Annotated in this window: 17 protein-coding genes, 2 tRNA genes, 3 rRNA genes and 1 pseudogene; 11 read left to right on the top strand and 12 right to left on the bottom strand. The window is 40.0% G+C overall.

The annotated features are described in order from the left end of the window. Positions 1-80: 80 nt before the first annotated feature. Both AACL31_RS03340 and AACL31_RS03335 read left to right on the top strand, forming a co-directional pair. Positions 81-419 carry a hypothetical protein gene (locus tag AACL31_RS03340; RefSeq protein ID WP_339053747.1) on the top strand — a complete coding sequence of 113 codons (339 nt, stop codon included), beginning with the start codon at positions 81-83 and terminating at the stop codon, positions 417-419. Further along, a complete protein-coding gene (locus AACL31_RS03335; protein ID WP_310512920.1) occupies positions 416-817 on the top strand; it encodes a hypothetical protein in 402 nt (133 codons plus the stop codon). Before AACL31_RS03340 ends, AACL31_RS03335 begins: the two co-directional genes overlap by 4 nt. 291 nt (positions 818-1,108) lie before the next feature. Here AACL31_RS03335 and AACL31_RS03330 read toward each other — a convergent pair whose 3' ends face one another. From AACL31_RS03330 to AACL31_RS03320, 3 genes are read right to left on the bottom strand one after another with little or no spacing between them, the layout of a single operon-like run. Beyond that, entirely contained in the window at positions 1,109-1,453 is a 345-nt protein-coding gene (locus AACL31_RS03330) for a hypothetical protein (RefSeq protein ID WP_310512922.1), read from the bottom strand. Positions 1,454-1,476: 23 nt separating this feature from the next. Continuing rightward, the gene (locus AACL31_RS03325; RefSeq protein ID WP_310512919.1) at positions 1,477-2,151 is read right to left on the bottom strand and encodes a hypothetical protein; all 675 of its coding nucleotides are present in this window, start codon (positions 2,149-2,151) and stop codon (positions 1,477-1,479) included. Next, positions 2,118-3,350, bottom strand: coding sequence for a pentapeptide repeat-containing protein (locus AACL31_RS03320; RefSeq protein WP_339053746.1), 1,233 nt, complete (start codon positions 3,348-3,350; stop codon positions 2,118-2,120). The genes AACL31_RS03325 and AACL31_RS03320 overlap by 34 nt, the downstream gene beginning before the upstream one ends. 533 nt (positions 3,351-3,883) lie before the next feature. On the opposite strand from AACL31_RS03320, the pseudogene AACL31_RS03315 reads away from it, so the two are divergent. Together AACL31_RS03315 and pssA are read left to right on the top strand one after the other, a co-directional pair. Further along, positions 3,884-6,516: pseudogene (locus AACL31_RS03315) on the top strand (bifunctional acetate--CoA ligase family protein/GNAT family N-acetyltransferase). A gap of 193 nt (positions 6,517-6,709) precedes the next feature. Continuing rightward, positions 6,710-8,071, top strand: a complete 1,362-nt coding sequence (gene pssA, locus AACL31_RS03310) for a CDP-diacylglycerol--serine O-phosphatidyltransferase (protein WP_339053981.1) — start codon at positions 6,710-6,712, stop codon at positions 8,069-8,071. A 112-nt stretch (positions 8,072-8,183) separates the two neighbouring features. Here the strand turns inward: pssA and rrf are convergent. The 6 genes from rrf to gmhB form a co-directional block, all read right to left on the bottom strand. After that, positions 8,184-8,299, bottom strand: a 5S ribosomal RNA gene (rrf, locus tag AACL31_RS03305). Between the two features lie 154 nt (positions 8,300-8,453). Then, positions 8,454-11,357, bottom strand: a 23S ribosomal RNA gene (locus AACL31_RS03300). Between the two features lie 336 nt (positions 11,358-11,693). Beyond that, positions 11,694-11,769: transfer RNA gene (locus AACL31_RS03295), tRNA-Ala, on the bottom strand. 67 nt (positions 11,770-11,836) lie between these two features. Then, positions 11,837-11,913 (bottom strand) — tRNA-Ile (locus tag AACL31_RS03290). Positions 11,914-11,979: 66 nt separating this feature from the next. After that, positions 11,980-13,523 (bottom strand): 16S ribosomal RNA (locus AACL31_RS03285). The 16S, 23S and 5S rRNA genes sit together here with 2 tRNA genes alongside, the layout of an rRNA operon. 412 nt (positions 13,524-13,935) lie before the next feature. Beyond that, a complete protein-coding gene (gmhB, locus tag AACL31_RS03280) occupies positions 13,936-14,499 on the bottom strand; it encodes a D-glycero-beta-D-manno-heptose 1,7-bisphosphate 7-phosphatase (protein ID WP_310511289.1) in 564 nt (187 codons plus the stop codon). Positions 14,500-14,670: 171 nt separating this feature from the next. On the opposite strand from gmhB, the gene metN reads away from it, so the two are divergent. The 6 genes from metN to proS all read left to right on the top strand — a co-directional run bounded on the left by metN (position 14,671) and on the right by proS (position 20,287). Beyond that, positions 14,671-15,702, top strand: a complete 1,032-nt coding sequence (gene metN / locus AACL31_RS03275; protein WP_310511288.1) for a methionine ABC transporter ATP-binding protein MetN — start codon at positions 14,671-14,673, stop codon at positions 15,700-15,702. After that, positions 15,695-16,345 carry a methionine ABC transporter permease MetI gene (gene metI / locus AACL31_RS03270; RefSeq protein WP_310511287.1) on the top strand — a complete coding sequence of 217 codons (651 nt, stop codon included), beginning with the start codon at positions 15,695-15,697 and terminating at the stop codon, positions 16,343-16,345. Before metN ends, metI begins: the two co-directional genes overlap by 8 nt. Before the next feature lie 45 nt (positions 16,346-16,390). Then, on the top strand, positions 16,391-17,212 hold the full coding sequence (locus AACL31_RS03265; protein WP_310509613.1) for a MetQ/NlpA family lipoprotein: 822 nt from the start codon (positions 16,391-16,393) through the stop codon (positions 17,210-17,212). 285 nt (positions 17,213-17,497) lie between these two features. After that, positions 17,498-17,758 (top strand): Rcs stress response system protein RcsF, encoded by a 261-nt coding sequence (gene rcsF / locus AACL31_RS03260; RefSeq protein WP_310511286.1) that lies wholly within the window; start codon positions 17,498-17,500, stop codon positions 17,756-17,758. Then, positions 17,751-18,464 carry a tRNA (N6-threonylcarbamoyladenosine(37)-N6)-methyltransferase TrmO gene (gene tsaA, locus AACL31_RS03255; protein WP_339053745.1) on the top strand — a complete coding sequence of 238 codons (714 nt, stop codon included), beginning with the start codon at positions 17,751-17,753 and terminating at the stop codon, positions 18,462-18,464. Before rcsF ends, tsaA begins: the two co-directional genes overlap by 8 nt. 107 nt (positions 18,465-18,571) lie before the next feature. Further along, entirely contained in the window at positions 18,572-20,287 is a 1,716-nt protein-coding gene (gene proS / locus AACL31_RS03250) for a proline--tRNA ligase (protein WP_310511284.1), read from the top strand. Between the two features lie 61 nt (positions 20,288-20,348). Here proS and AACL31_RS03245 read toward each other — a convergent pair whose 3' ends face one another. Further along, a complete protein-coding gene (locus tag AACL31_RS03245) occupies positions 20,349-21,011 on the bottom strand; it encodes a copper resistance protein NlpE N-terminal domain-containing protein (RefSeq protein ID WP_310511283.1) in 663 nt (220 codons plus the stop codon). Positions 21,012-21,280: 269 nt separating this feature from the next. Between AACL31_RS03245 and rof the strand changes: the two genes are divergently transcribed. Then, positions 21,281-21,547: a Rho-binding antiterminator gene (gene rof / locus AACL31_RS03240; protein WP_032115737.1), complete on the top strand. Its 267-nt coding sequence runs from the start codon at positions 21,281-21,283 to the stop codon at positions 21,545-21,547. 35 nt (positions 21,548-21,582) lie between these two features. Here rof and tilS read toward each other — a convergent pair whose 3' ends face one another. Together tilS and accA are read right to left on the bottom strand one after the other, a co-directional pair. Further along, positions 21,583-22,926 (bottom strand): tRNA lysidine(34) synthetase TilS, encoded by a 1,344-nt coding sequence (tilS, locus tag AACL31_RS03235; RefSeq protein ID WP_310511282.1) that lies wholly within the window; start codon positions 22,924-22,926, stop codon positions 21,583-21,585. Between the two features lie 235 nt (positions 22,927-23,161). Then, on the bottom strand, positions 23,162-24,121 hold the full coding sequence (gene accA, locus AACL31_RS03230; RefSeq protein WP_310509607.1) for an acetyl-CoA carboxylase carboxyl transferase subunit alpha: 960 nt from the start codon (positions 24,119-24,121) through the stop codon (positions 23,162-23,164). Positions 24,122-24,132: the final 11 nt, after the last annotated feature.

Here is a 24,132-nt window from a genome sequence, read left to right as displayed (position 1 = left end):
TTCGGGTTTCAGATGAGTGGCTCAGTGTATGCGCCGGTCGCTAATTAACGGGCTTAAAACCCTAGGAGGAATCGGGCTGCATGCACCTTGCCAAATCTAATCGTAACTATTTTAAACCGTTTTCAAGATACAAGGAGGAATCGGGCTGCATGCACCTTGCCAAATCTAATCGTAACTATTTTAAACCGTTTTCAAGATACAAGGAGGAATCGGGCTGCATGCACCTTGCCAAATCTAATCGTAACTATTTTAAACCGTTTTCAAGATACAAGGAATCGGGCTGCATGCACCTTGCCAAATCTAATCGTAACTATTTTAAACCGTTTTCAAGATACAAGGAGGAATCGGGCTGCATGCACCTTGCCAAATCTAATCGTAACTATTTTAAACCGTTTTCAAGATACAAGGGGGAAAAATGAAGATATTGAATGATTTTATTGCCGGCGTTAATCAAGCGCTATTTCCAAACCAAGCCACTCCTCAGCAATTAAACCAAACTCGACAGCTGCTTTCTGAGCAGACACAGAATTGCCATCAACCGTTTGGCAGAGCAGTTTATAATATAAACGGTAGTATGGGAACTCATGGCGCAGATATACCCAGCTGGAAAGCCAGACAGTATGCGCAAGATAGCACTGATGTTGAAAATGGTCTCAGGTCAAATACCTCTGCCTTTGCCAGATCATCGGTAGGTTGGGCCCAAATTGGTGATCCTGCTGGTACCATAATGAATTTTGGCGGAGCATTATTAGCCGGCGCAATAGATGGCACTAATTATACTACAGGAAATATTCTCCGTATGGAGAAGTTAGTTTAAGTTAAATAAATAGCCATATACATATATTACTGCGAGTTCTATGAGTATTAATTCTTATCATTAGCCAATATTTTGGCCTGCATGTTATCGGTATTATGTTAAGGTTTAGCGTTACATCATGACATTAATACTACACCATGCAAATCAAATGTTGATGGGTAAATGGCAATATGAAGATATATTTTTACCCTAACTCAGAGAACTCGCTATTATTATTTGCTAATAACACTATTAAACAATATACAGTTTAAAGCTAAAAAGATTCTATCGGTAAAAATCTAAGATTAACAGTTAATACCAATTAGGCGGCAATACCGTTGCTAATACATTAAAAAATTGCTCCCTTGCATGACATATCATTACACTGGACAATACGGCAGTACAAGAAAAACTTTTATCTAAGCCAAGCAATCTATTTTTCCACTCTTTAATTTGTTGTTCAGAATTAAAAATGGTCGGGCAAAGTTGATAAGCTTTATTCAACATCGCGCAGGAAAAAAATCTTAATGCATTAGGCGATTCCATCTCCGTACCAAAAATAGCACTCGAAGTATATTTGACAAATACAGCTGCTAAGCTAAAAATTTTTTCTGCTTTTTCTTTATCGGTTGCCTCTTTTAATTCATAGGTATTGATAATATCCTGATAAAAATTTTCAGTTAATTTATAATCATATGGCTCAATAAATTGATAATGTTCTGCGCGAATAGTTTTTCTAGCTGCATTTGTGCTTCTGGATCAACTAATTTCTCTATTGAAATAGATTTTTTTGTTGCCTCAATAAATAAATCTTGCAACGTTTCACCAAGATCTAACAACTTTAGCAAACGGTTAAAAGTATTTATTCGTTGCCGAGATTGATATCCGCTATAAAATATTGGAAATTTATTTTTAAAAATATCCTCTAATTGATAATCAGCTTGAGTTAAATTATTTTGTTGCTGATAGAGAAAAAATTGATTTGATACTTGATCTTTTTCTGTCAGATTTGGTTTAAGCATTTCAGTTAATACATTTTGCGACAGCATCATGACATAAAAATTTTCGTTAGAAGAGAAGAGAATATAGTTTGCCGCATTTTTGTCTAACCAATCGGTTTTATTATTGCCATAATGACCAAAATCATCCATCTGTACATAAGGCTGGGTTTGACTACTTTTCAAGTAGTGATCATAAATAGCTATCGCTTTTGGTTTTAATTCCTCTGAATTAGTTTCATATATAGCTTGGGAAATAGTCTGTATAAAGGCTGAATTATAATTAAAAAATAAATCAGGATAATGTTGGAAAGTATCTATCATCAAATTAATAACAGAGTCTTTTTGTAATGACATCGGCCAATCATTAAATTTTCCATATAGTTAATACAAACACTTTTTAGCCAATTTGAAATTTCAGTATCTGCATAATAGGGTTGTTCAACTAAAATATCGATTAATGATACTTCAATGGTAGAAGTATCAACTTTCTGTTTTGTTAATGATGAAATAATTTGCTTTATCATGTCTATTTTTGCAACATCATACATTTTATCAATGCTAGCTATCTGCATTAATACACTATTTGTCTCTCGATTATTTATATGATTTAAACATCGATCAAGGTGATATTGATCCCACTTAAAATCTATCGATAAAATGATTGCTTTATTCAACACGATCGAATTGAGGTCTAAATTAATTAACGACTCCAAAGATATCGTCGCACCAGTTAACTTGCTGTTAGTAAAATTAATATTTATTAGATTGGCTTTTTTTAAATTAGCATCCGTGAGATTCGCATCAGTCAAATCCGCGCCCCATAAATCAGTATTTAGTAAAATCGCATTAGTCAAATCTACATTTTGCATATTAGCGCAACGAAAATGAGCTCGCGTTAAATTTGCACCTATTAATTTAGCATTTGTTAATATTGAACTTTCACCATTAGTGCGTTCTAAATTAGCGTTAGTCAAATTAGCATCAGTTAAATCAATATGGTACAACTGAGCGTTTGACAAATTTGCGGTTGTTAAATCAACCCTCGACATAACGCTACATAATAAAAATGTTTGCGACAAATTTGCTGTCATTAATTTAGCATGGGTTAAATCAGCATATTTTAGTTGAGCTCCGCTCAAATTAGCCATGGCTAAATTACAGTATTTTAAATTAGCATTATTGATATTTGCGCCTTGCAAATCCGCATTAGATATATTCACATCTGTCAGAACCGACCAGTCCAAAAGAGCATTATTTAATTTGGCATTACTTAAATCTGCTTTGCTCAAATCAGCTCCATATAAATTGCTGTCTTGTAAATAGGCATTTTTCATTTTAACCGCGATTAATTTACTATGCATTAAATTAACGTGACTAAGATCAATCTCTTCTGGTAACTGTATGCCCGTCAAATCAATTTCAGCTAGCTCAAAACAATCACCGGCTTCTCTTATTTGTAATTGCTCCATTAAACTGGCTAATTTTTTATTTTGCCAATCTTGCCTATCAGCTAAACTACAATCTAAAGCTAATTTTTCTGTTAAAATTTCCAAATTGGTTGTTATTTTAGCCTGCTCTTCCGTAATAAGATCAGGCTCCAAAGACGAAAATAAAATATTTTCCTCTTTTGAGATCCTAAACATATTAACCTCTATGATGTTGAATTCTCGATTGTTGCCAATAGTATATCGCTTAAAACACCATCTTATTAATTTTGTTTAGGGCAATAGTCATTGATAGTAACATGAAGAAATGGTTTTATTTTTTATTAATGACAATATAATATTCTGCGCTATTTAAAATGATAAACTTTTATCATTTTTTTGCTTTTAAATTCCGCTCTCAATAGCAAGCTAATTTTTTAACACCGTTCAATTTTATCGTGTATATATGCGACGTTAAAATAACCACCATTTAAGAATAGAAAATCCATAAAAAACTAATAATTATGAAATTATCACTGCATAACTTATTTTTACAAATAATTTCCAGCAAACATACTTTGTCTTCAAGCAGCAAAAATCACAGAAAAATGCGAAAAAATCAGCTACATTGATAGACAATACCCATAAAAAGGTAAATATCTATGAGCCAGCGTGGACTCGACGCATTATTGCGACCTAAATCCATTGCAGTTATTGGTGCCTCAGAAAAACCAGAACGAGCGGGTTCCGTTATTATAAAGAATCTACTTTCTAGTGGCTTTACAGGCCCGATCCTGCCGGTTACACCAAATAAAAATGCGGTAATGGGAATACTCACTTACCCTACTATTGATAAATTACCATTCTCACCAGACTTAGCTGTTATCTGCACAAATTCAGACAGAAATTTAACCTGCCTAAAGCAACTGGGAAAAATGGGTTGTAAAGCGGCAATTATCCTCTCATCACCACCCTCTCAGTTTGTAAAACTTAAAGCATTAACTCAGCAGTACAATATAAGACTATTGGGACCCAATAGTTTGGGGATCCTTGCCCCCTGGCAGCAACTAAATACCAGCTTTTCACCAATTCCAATTCTAAAAGGCAAACTGGCTTTCATTTCACAATCTGCAGCAGTTTCTAATATTATTCTGGACTGGGCACAACAACGTAAAATTGGCTTTTCTTACTTTATCGCACTGGGAAACAGTTTAGACATTGATATCGATGATCTACTTGATTTTCTTGCCAGAGATAATAAAACTAGCGCCATCTTACTCTATATAGAACATATACAACAGGCACGGAGATTCCTTTCAGCAGCTCGCAGTGCATCACGTAATAAACCCATTCTGGTTGTTAAAAGCGGGAGTACCCAACAAGCCCAATATTTACTAGGTGAAGTACAAAGTTTTGATGCTGCTTATGACGCAGCTATTCAACGGGCAGGATTACTTCGAGTACAAGATACCCATGAAATGTTTTCTGCTGTTGAAACACTCAGTCACATGTCTCCTCTAAAGGGAGATAGACTTTCTATTATTAGTAATGGTAACGGACCTGCCGCAATGGCACTCGATGAGCTTTTTCGGCGCAAAGGAAAACTAGCAACTCTTAATGCTAATACTCAACAAAAAATTCAAGCCATTTTTCCCAATCTTCACTCGAACCAAAATCCAATTAATATCGGTGATGATGCAACCATAGAATGTTACATCAAAATCCTAAATATTATGCTAGATAGCCAGGATCATGATGCTATATTACTTATTCATTCACCTAGTACCATTGCCCCCAGTTTATTTACTGCTGAAAGGATTATTCAAACCATTCAATCACATCCCCGCAGCAAGTGGATAACCATATTAACTAACTGGTGTGGCGAATATTCATCACAAGATGCACGTAAACGTTTTAGTGAAGCGAGTATTCCAACTTATCGAACACCAGAAGGCTCCATTACTGCTTATATGCATATGGTAGAATATCGCCGTAACCAAAAACAATTGACTGAAACACCTGCACTGCCTATTGGATTAACAGCTAACACAACAAAAGCCCATGCATTAATCCAAAAAGCATTAAAAAAAGGGATCACCCAACTTGATACACACGAAGTGGAACCCATTTTACGCGCATATGGCTTAAAAATTTTACCTACCTGGATAGCTCATAACAGTGATCAGGCAATCACTATCGCTGAAAAAATTGGCTATCCTGTTGCTTTAAAATTACGCTCTGCAGATATTCCTCACAAATCTGATATTCAAGGCGTTATGCTCTATTTACGTAATGCCCAAGAGGTAGCAGATGCTAGCCAGGGAATTTTTGATCGCGCGGCGCAACACTTTCCTAACGCCATGATCCAAGGTTTATTAGTACAAAGTATGGCAAATAAAGCAGGCGCTCTCGAGTTAAAAATAGCCATTGAACAAGATCCTATTTTTGGTCCTTTGATCTTATTAGGTGATGGAGATATCGAATGGCAGCCAGAAACCCATGCTGCGGTGGCAATCCCTCCTCTTGACATGACATTAGCCAGATATTTAGTTATTCAAGCAATTAAAAATCACAAAATAAAATCAACCAATTCATCCCATCAATTGAATATTGATGGTCTCTGCCAATTACTCGTCCGCGTTTCAAACTTACTAATAGATTGCCCGCAAATTGTACGACTAAATATTCACCCACTTTTAGCATGTGATGAAGAATTCACTTTACTGGATGTTGCTATGGAACTCTGTCCAATAGTCGGTGATCCTAAAGCAAGATTAGCAATTAGACCCTATCCTAATGAATTAGAAGAAATTATCTCTCTTAAAAATGGCATAAAATGTCAACTTAGACCTATCCTGCCCGAAGACGAACATTTACTCAAAGATTTTATTACTCAGGTAACAAAAGAAGATCTTTATTATCGTTATTTTAGTGAAATTAGCGAATTTACCCATGATGACTTAGCGAATATGACACAAATCGATTATGACCAAGAAATGGCCTTTATCGCTATTAAAAAAAATTCCGAGATTATTGGAGTGGTTCGTGTGGTAGAAGATCCGACAATCAGCAAGCAGAATTTGCCGTTTTAGTACGTTCTGATATGAAAGGTAATACACTTGGATATCAGTTAATGGACAAAATTATTAGATATAGCCGTAGTCGAGGCACTCGACGACTTACTGCAATCACCATGCCTGAAAATAAAAAAATGCTACAGTTAGCACAAAAATTAGGTTTTAGTCTCGATATTCAATTTGAAGATAGTATTGTCAATCTTGATCTAACACTATGAAGAAAATAATCTTATAACTAAATAAATAGAACTAATAATGCAATAAATAGTGGCTGAACAATCGGTCAACATAGCTAGGATTAACAGATACAAAAAATTAAACTAATGGTATCATGAATCACCAATTTTCAATAAACCTAAACCAGAGTATGTAATCTACTCCTTTAATAAAAAAGAGAAAATTTACACTGTGATGTTGTCCAAATTAAAAAAAGCAAAGCATCAACAATATCTTGAGCAATTAGCAAAATTACCTCAGTCTGCTGCTGGAGTTGTCACCTTATACCAAACAGAAAATTTTCGAAAAGCTCTGTTGGACAAAATTGCCAACGCTCAACGGTATATTTATATTACTGCACTTTACTTCGAACATGATGATGCAGGACGAGACATACTAAATGCGCTTTATCAAGCAAAAATGGTACGACCAGAATTAGATATCAAAATAATGGTTGACTGGCATCGTGCTCAACGTGGTCGCATTGGTGCAGATGCCAGCGCAACTAATGCCGATTGGTATTATCAAATGGCAATGGCAATGGCACACCCAGGATCAGAAATCGCTATTTTTGGTATCCCGGTCAACACACGTGAAGCATTAGGTGTTTTACATCTAAAAGGTTTTATCTTCGATGATACGGTTATTTATAGCGGCGCCAGCATTAATGATGTCTATCTCCAGCAACACCAACGTTATCGTTACGATCGTTATCATATATTAGATAATGCCCAATTAGCTGCGACGATGAAAAGCTTTATCGACCAAAGCTTGCTATCTTCACCCGCCATCCAGCGTCTAGATCAAGCTCATTGTCCCCGCAATACTCAAATTAAAAGTTTAATTAAACAATTTCGCCATAGCTTAAAAAGTTGCCACTATCAATTGCAAAATAATGCCACAAATGAAGAGTTAGCAGTAACTCCATTAATCGGTTTAGGCAAAAAAAACGAATTAAATAAAACTATTACGCATTTAATGAACAGTACAGAAAAGAAAATGACTATCTGTACACCCTATTTTAATTTACCCACTATTTTAACGCGTATAATTAGTAAATTATTGCGTGACGGCAAACAAATTGAAATTATCATTGGCGATAAAACGGCTAATGACTTTTACATTCCACCAGAAGAACCTTTTAAAATTATCAGTGCATTACCTTATTTATATGAAATTAACCTACGCCGTTTTATCTGTCGGTTACAACGCTTTGTAGATAACCAGCAATTAACTATTAGATTATGGAAAGACGGAGAAAATAGCTATCATTTAAAAGGAATTTGGATAGATAATAACTGGCAATTAATAACCGGTAATAATCTAAATCCTCGTGCATGGGGACTGGATTTGGAGAATGCAATATTAATTCATGATCCCCAAAAAGTTTTGTTACAGCAAAAAAACAAAGAATTAAAATGTATAACAACTAATACTCATATTGTAAGTCACTATCAAGAGCTTGAAAATATCCAGCGCTATCCAGTAAAAATTAAAAAACTTATTCGCCGTTTACGCAGGATCCGCGTTGATAGGCTAATACGTCGCATTCTTTAATAGGTTAGCTCAATTTCCAACTACAAAATAATAAGCTTTTTTGAATCAATGTGTTATCAATAATTAAAACGTCAAAAAGCCACCCTTGGGTGGCTTTCTTAACATAATCAAAGTCTGGCAGCTCCCTACTCTCACATGGGGAGACCCCACACTACCATCGGCGCTACGGCATTTCACTTCTGAGTTCGGCATGGGGTCAGGTGGGACCACCGCGCTATTAGCGCCAGACAAATTCTTTTCTATTTATCCCGTCTTATTTCGCTGCCTTACAGTCTGCTCACCTACCTCAGTAGCGAACACACCTCTGCCTTCAGCAAAATTCGACCAGATTCAATCTCAAAACAAGCTAAAATTCTCTCTCTCAAAACACCTTCGGTGTTGTCAGGTTAAGCCTCTCGGGTCATTAGTACTGGTTAGCTCAACGTATCGCTACGCTTACACACCCAGCCTATCTACGTCCTCGTCTCGAACACCCCTTATGGGACATTACTGTCAGGGAAGACTCATCTTGAGGCAAGTTTCCCGCTTAGATGCTTTCAGCGGTTATCTCTTCCGCACTTAGCTACCAGGCGATGCCATTGGCATGACAACCTGTACACCAGTGGTGCGTCCACTCCGGTCCTCTCGTACTAGGAGCAGCCCCCCTCAATCTTCCTTCGCCCACGACAGATAGGGACCGAACTGTCTCACGACGTTCTAAACCCAGCTCGCGTACCACTTTAAATGGCGAACAGCCATACCCTTGGGACCTACTTCAGCCCCAGGATGTGATGAGCCGACATCGAGGTGCCAAACACCGCCGTCGATATGAACTCTTGGGCGGTATCAGCCTGTTATCCCCGGAGTACCTTTTATCCGTTGAGCGATGGCCCTTCCATTCAGAACCACCGGATCACTAAGACCTACTTTCGTACCTGCTCGCGCCGTCACGCTCGCAGTCAAGCTGGCTTATGCCTTTGCACTAACCTCACGATGTCCGACCGTGATTAGCCAACCTTCGTGCTCCTCCGTTACGCTTTGGGAGGAGACCGCCCCAGTCAAACTACCCACCAGACACTGTCCTCAGCCCGGATTACGGGCCTAAGTTAGAACATCAAACATTAAAGGGTGGTATTTCAACGTTGGCTCCATGCAGACTGGCGTCCACACTTCAAAGCCTCCCACCTATCCTACACATCAAGGCTCAATGTTCAGTGTCAAGCTATAGTAAAGGTTCACGGGGTCTTTCCGTCTTGCCGCGGGTACACTGCATCTTCACAGCGAGTTCAATTTCACTGAGTCTCGGGTGGAGACAGCCTGGCCATCATTACGCCATTCGTGCAGGTCGGAACTTACCCGACAAGGAATTTCGCTACCTTAGGACCGTTATAGTTACGGCCGCCGTTTACTGGGGCTTCGATCAAGAGCTTCGCCTTACGACTTACCCCATCAATTAACCTTCCAGCACCGGGCAGGCGTCACACCGTATACGTCCACTTTCGTGTTTGCACAGTGCTGTGTTTTTAATAAACAGTTGCAGCCAGCTGGTATCTTCGACTGGCTTCAGCTCCGGATGCAAGACCCTTCACCTAATGCCAGCGTGCCTTCTCCCGAAGTTACGGCACCATTTTGCCTAGTTCCTTCACCCGAGTTCTCTCAAGCGCCTGAGTATTCTCTACCTAACCACCTGTGTCGGTTTGGGGTACGATTAATGATTACCTATCGCTTAGAGGCTTTTCCTGGAAGCTGGGCATCAACTACTTCACCACCTTGGTGGCTCGTCATCACGTCTCAGTGTTGTAGCAGTGCGGATTTGCCTGCACTACCCACCTACTCGCTTAAACCGGGACAACCGTCGCCCGGATAGCCTAGCCTTCTCCGTCCGCCCTTCGCAGTAACCCTTAGTACGGGAATATTAACCCGTTTCCCATCGACTACGCTTTTCAGCCTCGCCTTAGGGGTCGACTTACCCTGCCCCGATTAACGTTGGACAGGAAACCTTGGTCTTTCGGCGAGCGGGTTTTTCACCCGCTTTATCGTTACTTATGTCAACATTCGCACTTCTGATACCTCCAGCAGACCTCTCAGTCCAACTTCTACGGCTTACAGAACGCTCCCCTACCCAACAACATCTAAATGTCGCTGCCGCAGCTTCGGTGCATGGTTTAGCCCCGTTACATCTTCCGCGCAGGCCGACTCGACCAGTGAGCTATTACGCTTTCTTTAAATGATGGCTGCTTCTAAGCCAACATCCTGGCTGTCTAAGCCTTCCCACTTCGTTTCCCACTTAACCATGACTTGGGGACCTTAGCTGGCGGTCTGGGTTGTTTCCCTCTTCACGATGGACGTTAGCACCCGCCGTGTGTCTCCCGTGATAACATTCTTCGGTATTCGTAGTTTGCATCGGGTTGGTAAGTCGGGATGACCCCCTAGCCGAAACAGTGCTCTACCCCCGAAGATGAATTCACGAGGCGCTACCTAAATAGCTTTCGGGGAGAACCAGCTATCTCCCGGTTTGATTGGCCTTTCACCCCCAGCCACAAGTCATCCGCTAATTTTTCAACATTAGTCGGTTCGGTCCTCCAGTTAGTGTTACCCAACCTTCAACCTGCCCATGGCTAGATCACCGGGTTTCGGGTCTATACCCTGCAACTTAACGCCTAGTTAAGACTCGGTTTCCCTACGGCTCCCCTATGCGGTTAACCTTGCTACAGAATATAAGTCGCTGACCCATTATACAAAAGGTACGCAGTCACACCCTTTCGGGTGCTCCCACTGCTTGTACGTACACGATTTCAGGTTCTATTTCACTCCCCTCGCCGGGGTTCTTTTCGCCTTTCCCTCACGGTACTGGTTCACTATCGGTCAGTCAGGAGTATTTAGCCTTGGAGGATGGTCCCCCCATATTCAGACAGGATAACACGTGTCCCGCCCTACTCTTCGAGTTCACAACACTTACCGTTTCAGATACGGGGCTATCACCCTTTATTTCCAGCCTTTTCAGACCCTTCTCCTGCGGTAAATATTGATGTTGACTCTGGGCTGCTCCCCGTTCGCTCGCCGCTACTGGGGGAATCTCGGTTGATTTCTTTTCCTCGGGGTACTGAGATGTTTCAGTTCCCCCGGTTCGCCTCGTTTGACTATGAATTCATCAAACGATAGTGCATTAATGCACTGGGTTTCCCCATTCGGACATCGCCGGCTAGTACGCTTCATATCAGCTTACCGACGCTTTTCGCAGATTAGCACGTCCTTCATCGCCTCTGACTGCCTAGGCATCCACCGTGTACGCTTCATTCGCTTAACCTCACAACCCGAAGGTGTCTTCTACTGTCTTTTTGTTGGGTTATGGCTGCGCGTCCACCAATTCTTTGTTGGGCAGTGCGCGCAATGCTCACGTACTTTAGTACGCTGCGCTTGCTGTGCGCTGGCCGCCTCGAATTGCTGACTGCTCGCTCATAACGCTTCATCATGACAACAAAAACCCAACTGATTGGAGTTTTGAGAGTTCTCCACACTATTTTTTCAATAATGTGTGTTTCAATTTTCAGCTTGTTCCAGATTGTTAAAGAGCATTATTATTCGCAGCATACTGTTGCCAGCCTGCTCTGAATAACTTTTTTTCTATTTTTATCTTGCAATATGGTGGAGCTAAGCGGGATCGAACCGCTGACCTCCTGCGTGCAAAGCAGGCGCTCTCCCAGCTGAGCTATAGCCCCATTAAGATTGTCGTATCATTACACCTTACTGCTAACCTTGCCTTTCAGCCACTTCCATCAGCAATGTTGGTAGGCCTGAGTGGACTTGAACCACCGACCTCACCCTTATCAGGGGTGCGCTCTAACCACCTGAGCTACAAGCCTAATGATACCTTCTGCTCAATCTTCATCAGACAATCTGTGTGAACACTCACATTCCATCTATCTAGGTAAGGAGGTGATCCAACCGCAGGTTCCCCTACGGTTACCTTGTTACGACTTCACCCCAGTCATGAATCACAAAGTGGTAAGCGCCATCCAAAAGGTTAAGCTACCTACTTCTTTTGCAACCCACTCCCATGGTGTGACGGGCGGTGTGTACAAGGCCCGGGAACGTATTCACCGCGACATGCTGATCCGCGATTACTAGCGATTCCGACTTCATGGAGTCGAGTTGCAGACTCCAATCCGGACTTCGACGTACTTTCTGAGTTCCGCTTCCCATCGCTGGCTCGCCTCTCTCTGTATACGCCATTGTAGCACGCGTGTAGCCCTACTCGTAAGGGCCATGATGACTTGACGTCATCCCCACCTTCCTCCGGTTTATCACCGGCAGTCTCCTTTGAGTTCCCGACTCTACTCGCTGGCAACAAAGGATAAGGGTTGCGCTCGTTGCGGGACTTAACCCAACATTTCACAACACGAGCTGACGACAGCCATGCAGCACCTGTCTCAGCGCTCCCGAAGGCACTCCTCTATCTCTAAAGGATTCGCTGGATGTCAAGAGTAGGTAAGGTTCTTCGCGTTGCATCGAATTAAACCACATGCTCCACCGCTTGTGCGGGCCCCCGTCAATTCATTTGAGTTTTAACCTTGCGGCCTTACTCCCCAGGCGGTCGATTTAACGCGTTAGCTCCGGAGGCCACAGTTCATGACCACAACCTCCAAATCGACATCGTTTACAGCGTGGACTACCAGGGTATCTAATCCTGTTTGCTCCCCACGCTTTCGCACATGAGCGTCAGTCTTTGTCCAGGGGGCCGCCTTCGCCACCGGTATTCCTCCACATCTCTACGCATTTCACCGCTACACATGGAATTCTACCCCCCTCTACAAGACTCTAGCTAACCAGTCTTGAATGCCATTCCCAGGTTAAGCCCAGGGATTTCACATCCAACTTAATTAACCGCCTGCGTGCCCTTTACGCCCAGTAATTCCGATTAACGCTCGCACCCTCCGTATTACCGCGGCTGCTGGCACGGAGTTAGCCGGTGCTTCTTCTGTCGCTAACGTCAATTGCTAAGGTTATTAACCCTAACACCTTCCTCACGACTGAAAGTACTTTACAACCCGAAGGCCTTTTTCATACACGCGGCATGGCTGCATCAGGCTTGCGCCCATTGTGCAATATTCCCCACTGCTGCCTCCCGTAGGAGTCTGGGCCGTGTCTCAGTCCCAGTGTGGCTGATCATCCTCTCAGACCAGCTAGAGATCGTCGCCTAGGTGAGCCCTTACCCCACCTACTAGCTAATCTCATATGGGTTCATCCGAAGGTGTGAGGCCAGAACGGTCCCCCACTTTGCTCCTTAGAGATTATGCGGTATTAGCCACCGTTTCCAGTGGTTATCCCCCGCCTTCGGCCAGATCCCCATACCTTACTCACCCGTCCGCCGCTCGCCGGCAAGGAAGCAAGCTTCCTTCCGCTGCCGCTCGACTTGCATGTGTTAGGCCTGCCGCCAGCGTTCAATCTGAGCCATGATCAAACTCTTCAATTAAAAGCTTGATGCTCAAAGAATGTTTTACTGACCGTAACGCCCTTTTGTTCAACTCGCTTTGCCAGTGTTTGACCACCTTCGCCGCTGCCGACCAAAATAACGTTACTGCATATTAGTTCATATATGAATTAACTGTTTTGTCACTCTTCAAGACTTTAAAATCAAATATTTTTTGATGATGTCTTGCGAGTGCCCACACAGATTGTCTGATTAATTGTTAAAGAGCGTGCGACCCAGGCCGCGAGGTGGCGTATATTACGCTTTTCACCTTAATTTTCCTTTTCGCTTTTATTCATCAATTGATGAGTAAATTGCGTTAACGGGAGGGCATTATAGATTGATTTTAGCTTTGTACAAGTACTTTTTTGAAAAAAATAAATTTGCTTTATTTATGAACAATACTGTTATTTTTTTATTGCCGATTTTTTATCTTATTAGGTAAATCTGCCAGGCTATTTATAATCCAATCAGCAGACTTTTTATCATCTTCAGTGACAGATTTTCCTGTAGTTACCAATACATTAGTACCAATATGCGCTTCTTTGCCGGCTTGCATATCAGAAAGCTTATCGCCCACCATGTAAGAGGCCTTCATATTAATATTAAGTTGTTTTCGCGCTGCCAATAGCATACCAGCTTTCGGCTTACGGCAATCGCATATTTGTTTATATTTCTGTTCAATTGCATCAGGATGATGAGGACAATAATAAATACCATCAAGCTCAACGCCACGATCAATAAGAGACCAATCCATCCATTCTGTCAGTTCAAGAAATTGTGCTTCTGTGAAGAATCCTCTTGCAATACCTGATTGATTAGTAACAAGAATCAATGCATAGCCCATTTTTTTTAATTCAAGCATTGCTTCAATTGCGCCTTCGATAAACTGAAAATTATCTATTTCATAAACATAACCATGATCGAGGTTAATAGTACCATCACGATCGAGGAAAATTGCCGGAATACTTTGACTCACCACATTACTCCATTAAATTTAACTTTGTTCATTATATGAAAAGCAGCTAAATAAGAACAAGAGTCGTATTTATATTTTTGTTGACTTAGACGTCTAGACGCCTTAACATCCGTGTTAAATATAGTCGAATTTTCTTACCACTCTATTTCCATTATTTAGTAGATCACAATAATGATAAGACTTTCTAACATTAATAAAATTTTTCACCAAGGAGCACATGCAATTCACGCATTAACCAATATTAATCTGCATGTTCCTCAAGGCCAAATTTACGGAGTTATCGGTGCTTCCGGTGCCGGAAAAAGTACGCTAATTCGTTGTGTCAATATGCTTGAACGCCCAACGACAGGTGAAGTATTGATTGATGGGCAAGCGTTGACAGATCTTTCTGAAAAACAATTAATCTTAACGCGTCGTACTATCGGCATGATTTTCCAACATTTCAATCTACTTTCATCACGCAATGTTTTCGATAATATTGCCTTACCTCTAGAACTAGATAACACGCCAAAAGCCGAGATCCATCAACGCGTAACAGAGTTATTAAAGCTAGTCGGTTTAGCAAATAAAAAAGATGCCTATCCAGCCAGTCTATCTGGAGGACAGAAGCAACGCGTTGCTATAGCTCGAGCTTTAGCCAATTCGCCTAAAATATTATTATGTGATGAAGCGACAAGTGCATTAGATCCAGCAACAACCCGTTCTATTCTTGAGCTATTAAAAGATATTAATCGACATTTAGGTTTAACCATCTTGCTTATTACCCACGAGATGGATGTTGTAAAACGTATATGCGATCAAGTCGCGATTATCAGTGAAGGGCGTTTAATAGAACAAGATAGCGTTAGTGAGGTATTTTCTCATCCTAAGACACCAATTGCGCAAAATTTTATTAAATCAACATTCGTATTAGATATTCCAGAAGATTATCAAACGCGTTTGCAGATGGTGCCAGCGCCAGATTTATCGCCATTATTGAAATTGGAATTTACCGGTAAGTCAGTAGATGCACCATTAATTTCAATGGTTGTTAGAAAATTTAATATCGACATCAATATATTGAGCTCACAAATAGATTACGCCGGTGGTGTTAAATTTGGTTTTATGCTTGCTGAATTTCATGGTCTTGACGAAGGTATTGAAAAATCAATTACTTTTTTAGAAGAGCACCATGTAAAAGTGGAGATCTTAGGTTATGTCTGAAAAAATGATCATTCTGCTACTAAATGGTACGTTAGATACACTTATCATGACTTTTGTGTCGGGATTTTTGGGGTTTTTATTAGGGCTTCCTATTGGCATATTACTTTATGTGACCCGCCCCGGGCAAGTTATGGAAAATCTTACCCTTTATCAAATAGTGTCTGCATTGGTTAATGTGTTTCGTTCCATTCCATTTATTATTTTATTGGTTTGGATTATTCCATTAACTAAATTAATTGTCGGCACATCTATCGGTATTCAGGCCGCGATCGTTCCGTTAACTATTGGTGCAGCACCTTTCATTGCCCGTATGGTTGAAAATACGCTGTTAGAGATCCCTAATGGCTTAATTGAAGCTGCTCGTTCAATGGGTGCAACACCGCTACAAATCATTGGTAAAATTCTGTTACCTGAATCTTTACCCGGTTTAGTCAATGCAGCGACCATTACTTTAATTATGTTAGTAGGTTACTCTGCAATGGGCGGCGCAGTGGGTTCTGGTGGACTGGGTCAGATTGCTATGCAATACGGCTATTATACCTATAACCCAACTGTTATGAATACGGTTCTTGCTTTACTGATTATTTTGGTTTTTGCTATTCAATTTGTTGGTAATCACGTAATGAAAAAAACCCGTAAATAAAATTATTGCTTAAAAGCACTAAGATTTAGTCTTATAGAGGTAATTATGTCTATCAAAATAAAAACCATCACCGCTGTTGCAGCGCTATTAAGCATATTAGTTTTTAGTGGCTGTGGTGAAAAAACAGAAAAACCTAATCACATCAAAGTGGGTGTCATTATGGGGAAAGAGTTAGCAGTGGCTGAAGTCGCACAAAAAGTTGCCAAAGAAAAATATCAGTTAGATGTTGAATTAGTTACCTTTAATGATTTTGTATTGCCAAATGAATCCCTGGACAAAGGCGATATTGATCTTAATGTATTTCAACATAAACCTTATTTAGAGCAACAAATTAAAGATCGCAATTATAAATTAGTCGCTGTTGGAAACACCTTTATTTATCCTATTGCGGCTTATTCTAAAAAAATTAAATCTGTTGAACAACTACCTGATGGAGCCCAAATCGCGATCCCGAATGATCCTACCAATTTAGGACGTTCTCTATTGTTGCTACAAAAACAAGGGCTAATCAAAGTAAATGCCAGTGCCGGTTTACAACCCACTATATTGGATATCACCGAAAATCCAAAAAAGCTAAACTTTATTGAACTTGAAGCACCGCAATTACCCCGTAGTTTAGATGATCCGAAAATTGCACTAGCGATTATTAATTCAACTTGGGCTAGTAGCGCCGAACCTAAATTAACGCCCGCAAAAGATGGATTGTTCGTTGAGGACAAAAATTCACCTTATGTAAATCTCATTGTGAGTCGTGAAGATAATAAAGATAATGAAAATGTGAAAAAGTTTGTTAAAGCCTATCAATCCGAAGAAGTAGCTGAAGCAGCCAATAAAATTTTTGACGGTGGTGCTATTCCAGGCTGGTGATCGCTTTTTCAAAAAAAAATGACATTATAATAAAACCAGCGGATTATATTCGCTGGTTTTATTATAAATTTTATACAGTCAATTGTTTCTATTATTATGGCTAAAACTGATTTGTAGTTCTATTTGATTTCTTTAATAAGGAATTTATATGCGCCTATTACTCTGTTGTCTTACACTCTGTATCTCAGGCTGTAGTGTACTTTCTCTAGCTGAATATAATAAACCAGATAACTCGCTAAAAAATCCAAAAAATATTATCAAAAAAAATCACCACAAAAGCGCTCTGTGGTAAAAATTGGTGATAAAACAGAAGCATTACTGGGTAAACCATTTAAGGATCTGGGCATTGTTTCCGGTATTTCATGCCAACCTAACCGACAAGATCCAAGTGTAAGTATTCCCGTAGCGAAAAAAAACATGCTAAAAAAGGCCTCTTCTCTCGGCGCGAATAGCGTGTTATTGCACCGTTGTGAAATAATTAGTACACCAGATTGTTATCAAACTGCTATTTGTGAAGGCTCTGCGCTGAATATTATTAATGGATAATTTTCAATTTAACGTGATTGGGGTGATAGAATCACCTTATAAAGAAAAATTTGCCATCCCGAGACAACCAGGCTTAATTGATGATGGACAGGGTTATTTGCGCCTATTTCCGCCTTATAATCATCCTGATGCTGTTCGTGGATTAGAACAATTTAGTCATATTTGGCTTATTTTCATTTTTCATCAAACCATGACTGAAGGTTGGCGTCCATTAGTAAGGCCTCCCCGTTTAGGCGGTAATACCAAAATGGGTGTTTTCGCCACTCGTTCTCCATTTCGTCCTAATCCAATAGGTATGTCATTAATAGAATTGAAAAATTTAATTATCCGTGATAACGAAGTAGGTTTAGCTTTAGGTAGTCTGGATTTAGTTGATGGCACCCCTGTGATTGATATAAAACCCTATCTGCCGTTTGCGGAATCTTTACCAAAAGCGGTTGCTGGATTTGCCCAAGCTGCACCGGCCAGTGAAATGAAAGTGGTTTTTTCAGCTACTGCCCAAAAACAGTTGATTGAGCAACAAACCTGCTATCCTTTCCTTGAGCGTTTTATTCGTCAAGTTTTAGCGCAAGATCCACGTCCAGCTTATAAAAAAAGCGAAGCTGACGAAAAAATCTACGCTGCCCATTTGCTTGATTTTAATGTTAGATGGCAGGTTTCAGCAAATATCACTGCCGTTCTCGCTATAGATACGCTAAAAAATTAAGTTATCTCTTTAGACATTAGCAACTCGCTGGTAGACTAGAGGATAATTTTGTTTTAATGGTTGGTTAATACCAACTGGAAGTAATTCGTTGTTGATGGAAGCTAATAATGCGTACAAGCCAATATCTTCTCTCTACTTTAAAAGAGACTCCCGCCGACGCAGAAGTGATCAGTCATAAACTGATGCTTCGCGCAGGTATGATCCGTAAACTTGCTTCAGGGCTATATGACTGGCTACCAACCGGTGTTCGTGTGCTGCGCAAAGTTGAGAACATTATTCGTGAAGAAATGAATCGCGCGGGTGCAATTGAGATTTCCATGCCGATAGTTCAGCCAGCAGATTTATGGCAAGAAAGTGGGCGTTGGGAGCAATATGGCCCAGAGTTACTTCGTTTTGTTGATCGTGGTGAACGACCTTTTGTGTTGGGCCCGACTCATGAAGAGGTAATTACCGATCTTATTCGTAATGAAGTGACTTCTTATAAGCAGCTGCCGTTAAACCTTTACCAAATCCAAACAAAATTTCGTGATGAAGTAAGGCCACGTTTTGGTGTGATGCGCTCCCGTGAGTTTATTATGAAAGACGCTTATTCTTTTCATACCGATCAAAACTCGCTGCAACAAACTTACGATGCAATGTACAAGGCATATAGTACAATCTTTACCCGTATTGGCTTCAATTTTAGGGCAGTACAAGCAGATACTGGCTCTATTGGTGGCAATGCTTCGCATGAATTTCAGGTATTAGCTGATAGTGGTGAAGATAATATTGTTTTTTCTACCGCTTCAGATTATGCCGCTAATATTGAGCTGGCAGAGGCAATTTGTCTTACGGAAGAACGTGCTGCACCGGCTGAAGATATGCGACTTATCGATACCCCTGACGCCAAAACTATTGCCGAGCTAGTTAATCAACATAATTTACCTATTGAAAAAACAGTTAAAACCCTAATTGTCAGTGCAGCAAAAGAGAGTGGTCATCAGCTTGTTGCCTTATTGATCCGTGGTGATCATGAATTAAATGAGATTAAAGCAGAAAAACATCCTCTGGTTGCAAGTCCACTGAAATTCGCAACAGAAGAAGAAATACGTGCAATCCTGCATGCAGGTCCTGGTTCATTAGGCCCGGTTAACTTGCCAATACCAGCAATTATCGACCGCAGCGTTGCCGTGATGAGTGATTTTAGTGCCGGCGCCAATATTGATCATAAACACTATTTTGGTATCAATTGGCAACGGGATCTACCTTTACCCGACGTTTATGATCTACGCAATGTAGTCGATGGCGATCCTAGTCCCGATGGTAAAGGAACTGTTCAAATTAAACGTGGAATTGAAGTTGGCCACATTTTTCAACTAGGAACCAAATATTCTGAAGCAATGAAGGCCAGCGTTCAAAATGAAGATGGACATAATCAAACGGTAACGATGGGATGTTATGGTATCGGTGTCACGCGGATTGTAGCAGCAGCAATTGAACAGAGCCATGATGATAAAGGAATTATTTGGTCTGATGCGATCGCACCTTTCCAAGTTGCTATTTTACCAATGAATATGCATAAATCCTATCGCGTTAAAGAAGTTGCTGAAAAACTTTACTGTGATTTGCAAGCCAATGGTATTGATGTCATTTTTGATGATCGCAAAGAACGGCCTGGTGTGATGTTTGCTGATATGGAGCTTATTGGAATACCTCATACCATCGTGATCGGTGATCGTAATTTAGATGACAATAAGGTTGAGTATAAACAGCGGCGAGATAATGAGAAAGAATTTATTGATCTTGCTGAGATAGTTGATTTTCTAAAAACAAAACTTAACTAATCAGCTTTATTGATGCAAAATGCCCTGCTAAAAATAGCTGGGCATTTGATATATCTGATAATTAGTGAGAGTGACAAGTTCGCAGTTTATCAAATTTAATCTCGCCGGTCTGGATCAAGGTTGCATCAAACAAGCCATCTTCCATTGATGGGCGGATGGTGTAATAGCCCTCAACTTCGACATAAACAGGTTTACCCGCTTCAATACCGGTTGCCAGATATCCCTTTTCTAAATCGATATTACTCACACTGTAAGTACGTCCACTTTTACACTCTTTAAATAATGCCGCGTCAGCGATATAACTATATTCCCCGCTCTTTTTATCTGGCTTTACTTGCTCTAAGGTATAATTTAAATTACTTTCTATTCGATTTCCTTCCTGATCGAGATATTCTATTTTTTTACCATCAACGCTAGGTTGAAAATAGGTTTTTTGCTCATCAGAATCAATCAAAAAGAATTTAGTGCCTTTTTTAGTCCAATTTCCTGTAGTAAAAAAAGTATTTTTTTGTTCTTCCTTACCCAAATAGGTTAATTGCTCAATAAATTTACCATTCGGATTGAAAAGAACTGTTGTTTCAATACCTGAACAATCTGCACAAGGGAGTACGCCAGTATAAATTTTATCCATTGTTTGGCTTTGTAATTGTGGCAATTTATGCTGACAGCCAGCAAGGATCATCGCACTCATTGTGAGCAATATATTCAATACTTTTCGCTTCATTATCCGCTCCAAAATCCATTCGATAAAATAGATCTATTACAATAACATTTGGTTATTTTCGCCAAATCATTTTACCTAGTTACACAATATTTAAAACCATTTATTGATTTTCATTACGTACAATAAATATTAGCAAGCGTCATGCTAATTTTTCTCTCTTCGGTTGAAAAAAAGTATGGTGCTATTATGCGCTTTAATCAGTAAATGCTTATAATTACAAATATTCAAAGGCGGCAATAACCGCCACTTAACAATAGTGGTGAGGGATTATGTCTAAAGATACTGAATACAAACCAATTAACTGCGATGACTATGATTATTTAGAACTCGCTTGTCAGCATAGTCTTCAGTTAACCATAAAACTGGATAATGGAGAAATTATTGAAGGCAAAGCAATTGATTTGCTGTTAAAAAAACAGGTTGAATATCTGGTTGTTGATGTTGCTAGTGAAAAAAAACAACTGCGATTAGATCATATTGTTAGTTTTAGTCATCCGGAAATTGGCGACATCGTTATTGATCATTCTGGTTCATAAAAGAAATCTTGATTATACTTGCACAATAATACCCCTTACTTGAAAAGTAAGGGTTTTTTATCCGTTATCCATTTTATTTTCAATTCAGACTGGCCTTGAATAGATTGTCCTGATTGAGTAATAAATACACCAACGGCCGCAATAAGTTCATCATTATAATAAATTAAAGGCGTTCTTTCCCTTAACCAAGGCGCAACACCTAACTCCTGCCAAAGCTTTTTACTCCGTCTGGCGTGCTGACGACCAATAATTTTAATATTTTCTTTTAGTCCAAATCGAATAGTAACCGGCTCATTTGGTAACGGCGCCCGGAATCCGGTTCCCTTATCTGTGACTATTAGCGTGCCTAAGTTATCAGGCAATTTAACCGCAGCAGGCAGCTGCCACGCTAAACAAATTTTAGTGAGATCGTTAAATTGTGGCAGCAACCAAAGCTGTTGTTTAAAGCGCCGAATAACATTGTTGTTAGCTAATATAAATTGCGGCTCTGCATCTGGACGCGCGCAGATGACGTCTTGCCAAATTTGTTTTAATTGAACACGAGAAGGCATCAAAATCCGATGTAAACTCAACCAACGACGTAATATTGCGTTACGTTTCATTTCAGAATAACTTGCTAAAGTATCAAGCTGCAAAGCTCCTTCTGCCGTTACTAGCTGAGATAAATAATCTTGTAGTAATTCATTGAGTAAAGCTTCTTGTTCTGCACACAAACTGGCGCTTCTGGCCACTGCTTGTGAAAAATGCGGCCAACGCCGGTTAAAATGCGGCATTATAGCTAAACGTAAAAAATTACGATCATAGCGCTGATCTTGATTACTATCATCTTCTATCCAAGAAAGCGATTTTTTTTCAGCATAAACAACCAATTGCTGACGGCTGAATGATAATAGTGGTCTAATTAAATAGGTATCAGCAAACGGAATAGAAATTGGCATCGCAGATAAACCTGCTGGCCCACTGCCCCGTTTTAATGCTAATAAAAAAGTTTCTGCTTGATCATCTAAATGTTGGGCAGTAACAATAATTTCTTCAGGTAATAGTATTTCACGAAACGCTTGATATCGTGCATCCCGCGCCGCTGCTTCTATCCCTTTTTTAGTTGGGTCGATATAAACATGCTGTGAAGAAAACTCTACCTGCCAGTCGAAACAAACTTTCTGGCAATGGATAGCCCAATCATCAGCTTTATCATTAAGTCCATGATGAATATAAACCGCACGGATATTAAGGTTTGGCACTGTGGTTTGACGTAATGACACTAAGGCATGTAATAAAACTGTTGAATCTAGTCCACCACTGAAGCCTACCAATATTCGGCGTGTTGAGCCGATGGTTTTTATAATTTGGTTCAGTAATGCAGCCTCATCAACATTCATAATTATTCTAACTACCTCTGTCGTAATTATTTATTGCTCTATTTTCTACTTATTATATTACTAGTATTAATATAATTTATTGTATTAAGTAAAATTTATTTAAAAAATAAATTGAGGGATAAATTTTTTAATCATGATATCTGATGATGATCAAAGATGAAAAAATTTTAAATATTAAAAAATGGAAATAACCATTGATAGTTATTTCCATTTTTATACCTTAGCTAGCGTAAAATTAGCAATAACCACATTCCATTAAACGTTGATAACGGCGGTTTCTCAACTCTTCAGGACTAAATACATCGATATCACTCAAATCATTTAAAATACGCTGTTTAAGATTATGCGCAATTTGTTCATAATTACGATGCGCGCCACCCAACGGCTCTTCAACAATGTTGTCAATCAGATTAAGTGATTTTAAACGTGAAGCAGTGATCCCCATCGCTTCTGCAGCTAATGGGGCTTTATCCGCACTTTTCCAAAGAATAGAAGCACAACCCTCGGGTGAAATGACAGAATAAGTACTGTACTGCAGCATATTGACTTTATCACCAACGCCAATCGCTAATGCCCCTCCAGAGCCGCCCTCACCAATTACCGTACAGATAATAGGAACAGAGAGCCGGGACATTTCACGTAAATTACGGGCAATCGCTTCGGACTGACCGCGCTCTTCCGCTCCAACTCCTGGATAAGCTCCCGGTGTATCGATAAAGGTAATAATCGGTAACTTAAAACGCTCAGCAATTTCCATTAATCGTAAAGCCTTACGGTATCCTTCCGGTGCTGGCATGCCAAAATTACGCCGAATTTTTTCTTTTGTTTCACGTCCTTTCTGATGACCAATAATCATTACTGGACGCCCATCCAATCGAGCCAATCCACCAACAATGGCTTTATCATCAGCATAAGCACGATCACCCGCTAGCTCTTGGAAATGCGTGAATATACGTCCAGCATAATCCAGAGTGTAAGGTCGCATCGGGTGACGAGCAAGTTGTGCTATTTGCCAAGCACCTAAGTCAGAAAAAATTTTGCGTGTTAACTCTAAACTCTTTTCGCGAAGTCTAGCGACCTCTTCATCTAGGTCAATATCTAGCTTGGTATCCTGACGATTTACTGCCGTTAACGAGTCTATTTTTGCTTCCAACTCCGCAATCGGCTGTTCAAAATCCAGAAAATTAAGGCTCATAATATTCCTAT

The organism is Arsenophonus endosymbiont of Crataerina pallida, assembly GCF_964020125.1.
Taxonomy (GTDB): Bacteria; Pseudomonadota; Gammaproteobacteria; order Enterobacterales; family Enterobacteriaceae; genus Arsenophonus; species Arsenophonus nilaparvatae.
This window is presented reverse-complemented; position numbering and strand designations above follow the sequence as displayed.

Excerpts from the sequence above, each read along its gene's own strand:
- tilS (WP_310511282.1), bottom strand. The coding sequence starts at position 22,926 with ATGAATGTTGATGAGGCTGCATTACTGAACCAAATTATAAAAACCATC.
- proS (WP_310511284.1), top strand. The coding sequence starts at position 18,572 with ATGCGTACAAGCCAATATCTTCTCTCTACTTTAAAAGAGACTCCCGCC.
- AACL31_RS03335 (WP_310512920.1), top strand. The coding sequence starts at position 416 with ATGAAGATATTGAATGATTTTATTGCCGGCGTTAATCAAGCGCTATTT.
- AACL31_RS03245 (WP_310511283.1), bottom strand. The coding sequence starts at position 21,011 with ATGAAGCGAAAAGTATTGAATATATTGCTCACAATGAGTGCGATGATC.
- AACL31_RS03340 (WP_339053747.1), top strand. The coding sequence starts at position 81 with ATGCACCTTGCCAAATCTAATCGTAACTATTTTAAACCGTTTTCAAGA.
- AACL31_RS03265 (WP_310509613.1), top strand. The coding sequence starts at position 16,391 with ATGTCTATCAAAATAAAAACCATCACCGCTGTTGCAGCGCTATTAAGC.
- metN (WP_310511288.1), top strand. The coding sequence starts at position 14,671 with ATGATAAGACTTTCTAACATTAATAAAATTTTTCACCAAGGAGCACAT.
- accA (WP_310509607.1), bottom strand. The coding sequence starts at position 24,121 with ATGAGCCTTAATTTTCTGGATTTTGAACAGCCGATTGCGGAGTTGGAA.
- metI (WP_310511287.1), top strand. The coding sequence starts at position 15,695 with ATGTCTGAAAAAATGATCATTCTGCTACTAAATGGTACGTTAGATACA.
- AACL31_RS03325 (WP_310512919.1), bottom strand. The coding sequence starts at position 2,151 with ATGTCATTACAAAAAGACTCTGTTATTAATTTGATGATAGATACTTTC.
- rof (WP_032115737.1), top strand. The coding sequence starts at position 21,281 with ATGTCTAAAGATACTGAATACAAACCAATTAACTGCGATGACTATGAT.
- pssA (WP_339053981.1), top strand. The coding sequence starts at position 6,710 with ATGTTGTCCAAATTAAAAAAAGCAAAGCATCAACAATATCTTGAGCAA.
- tsaA (WP_339053745.1), top strand. The coding sequence starts at position 17,751 with ATGGATAATTTTCAATTTAACGTGATTGGGGTGATAGAATCACCTTAT.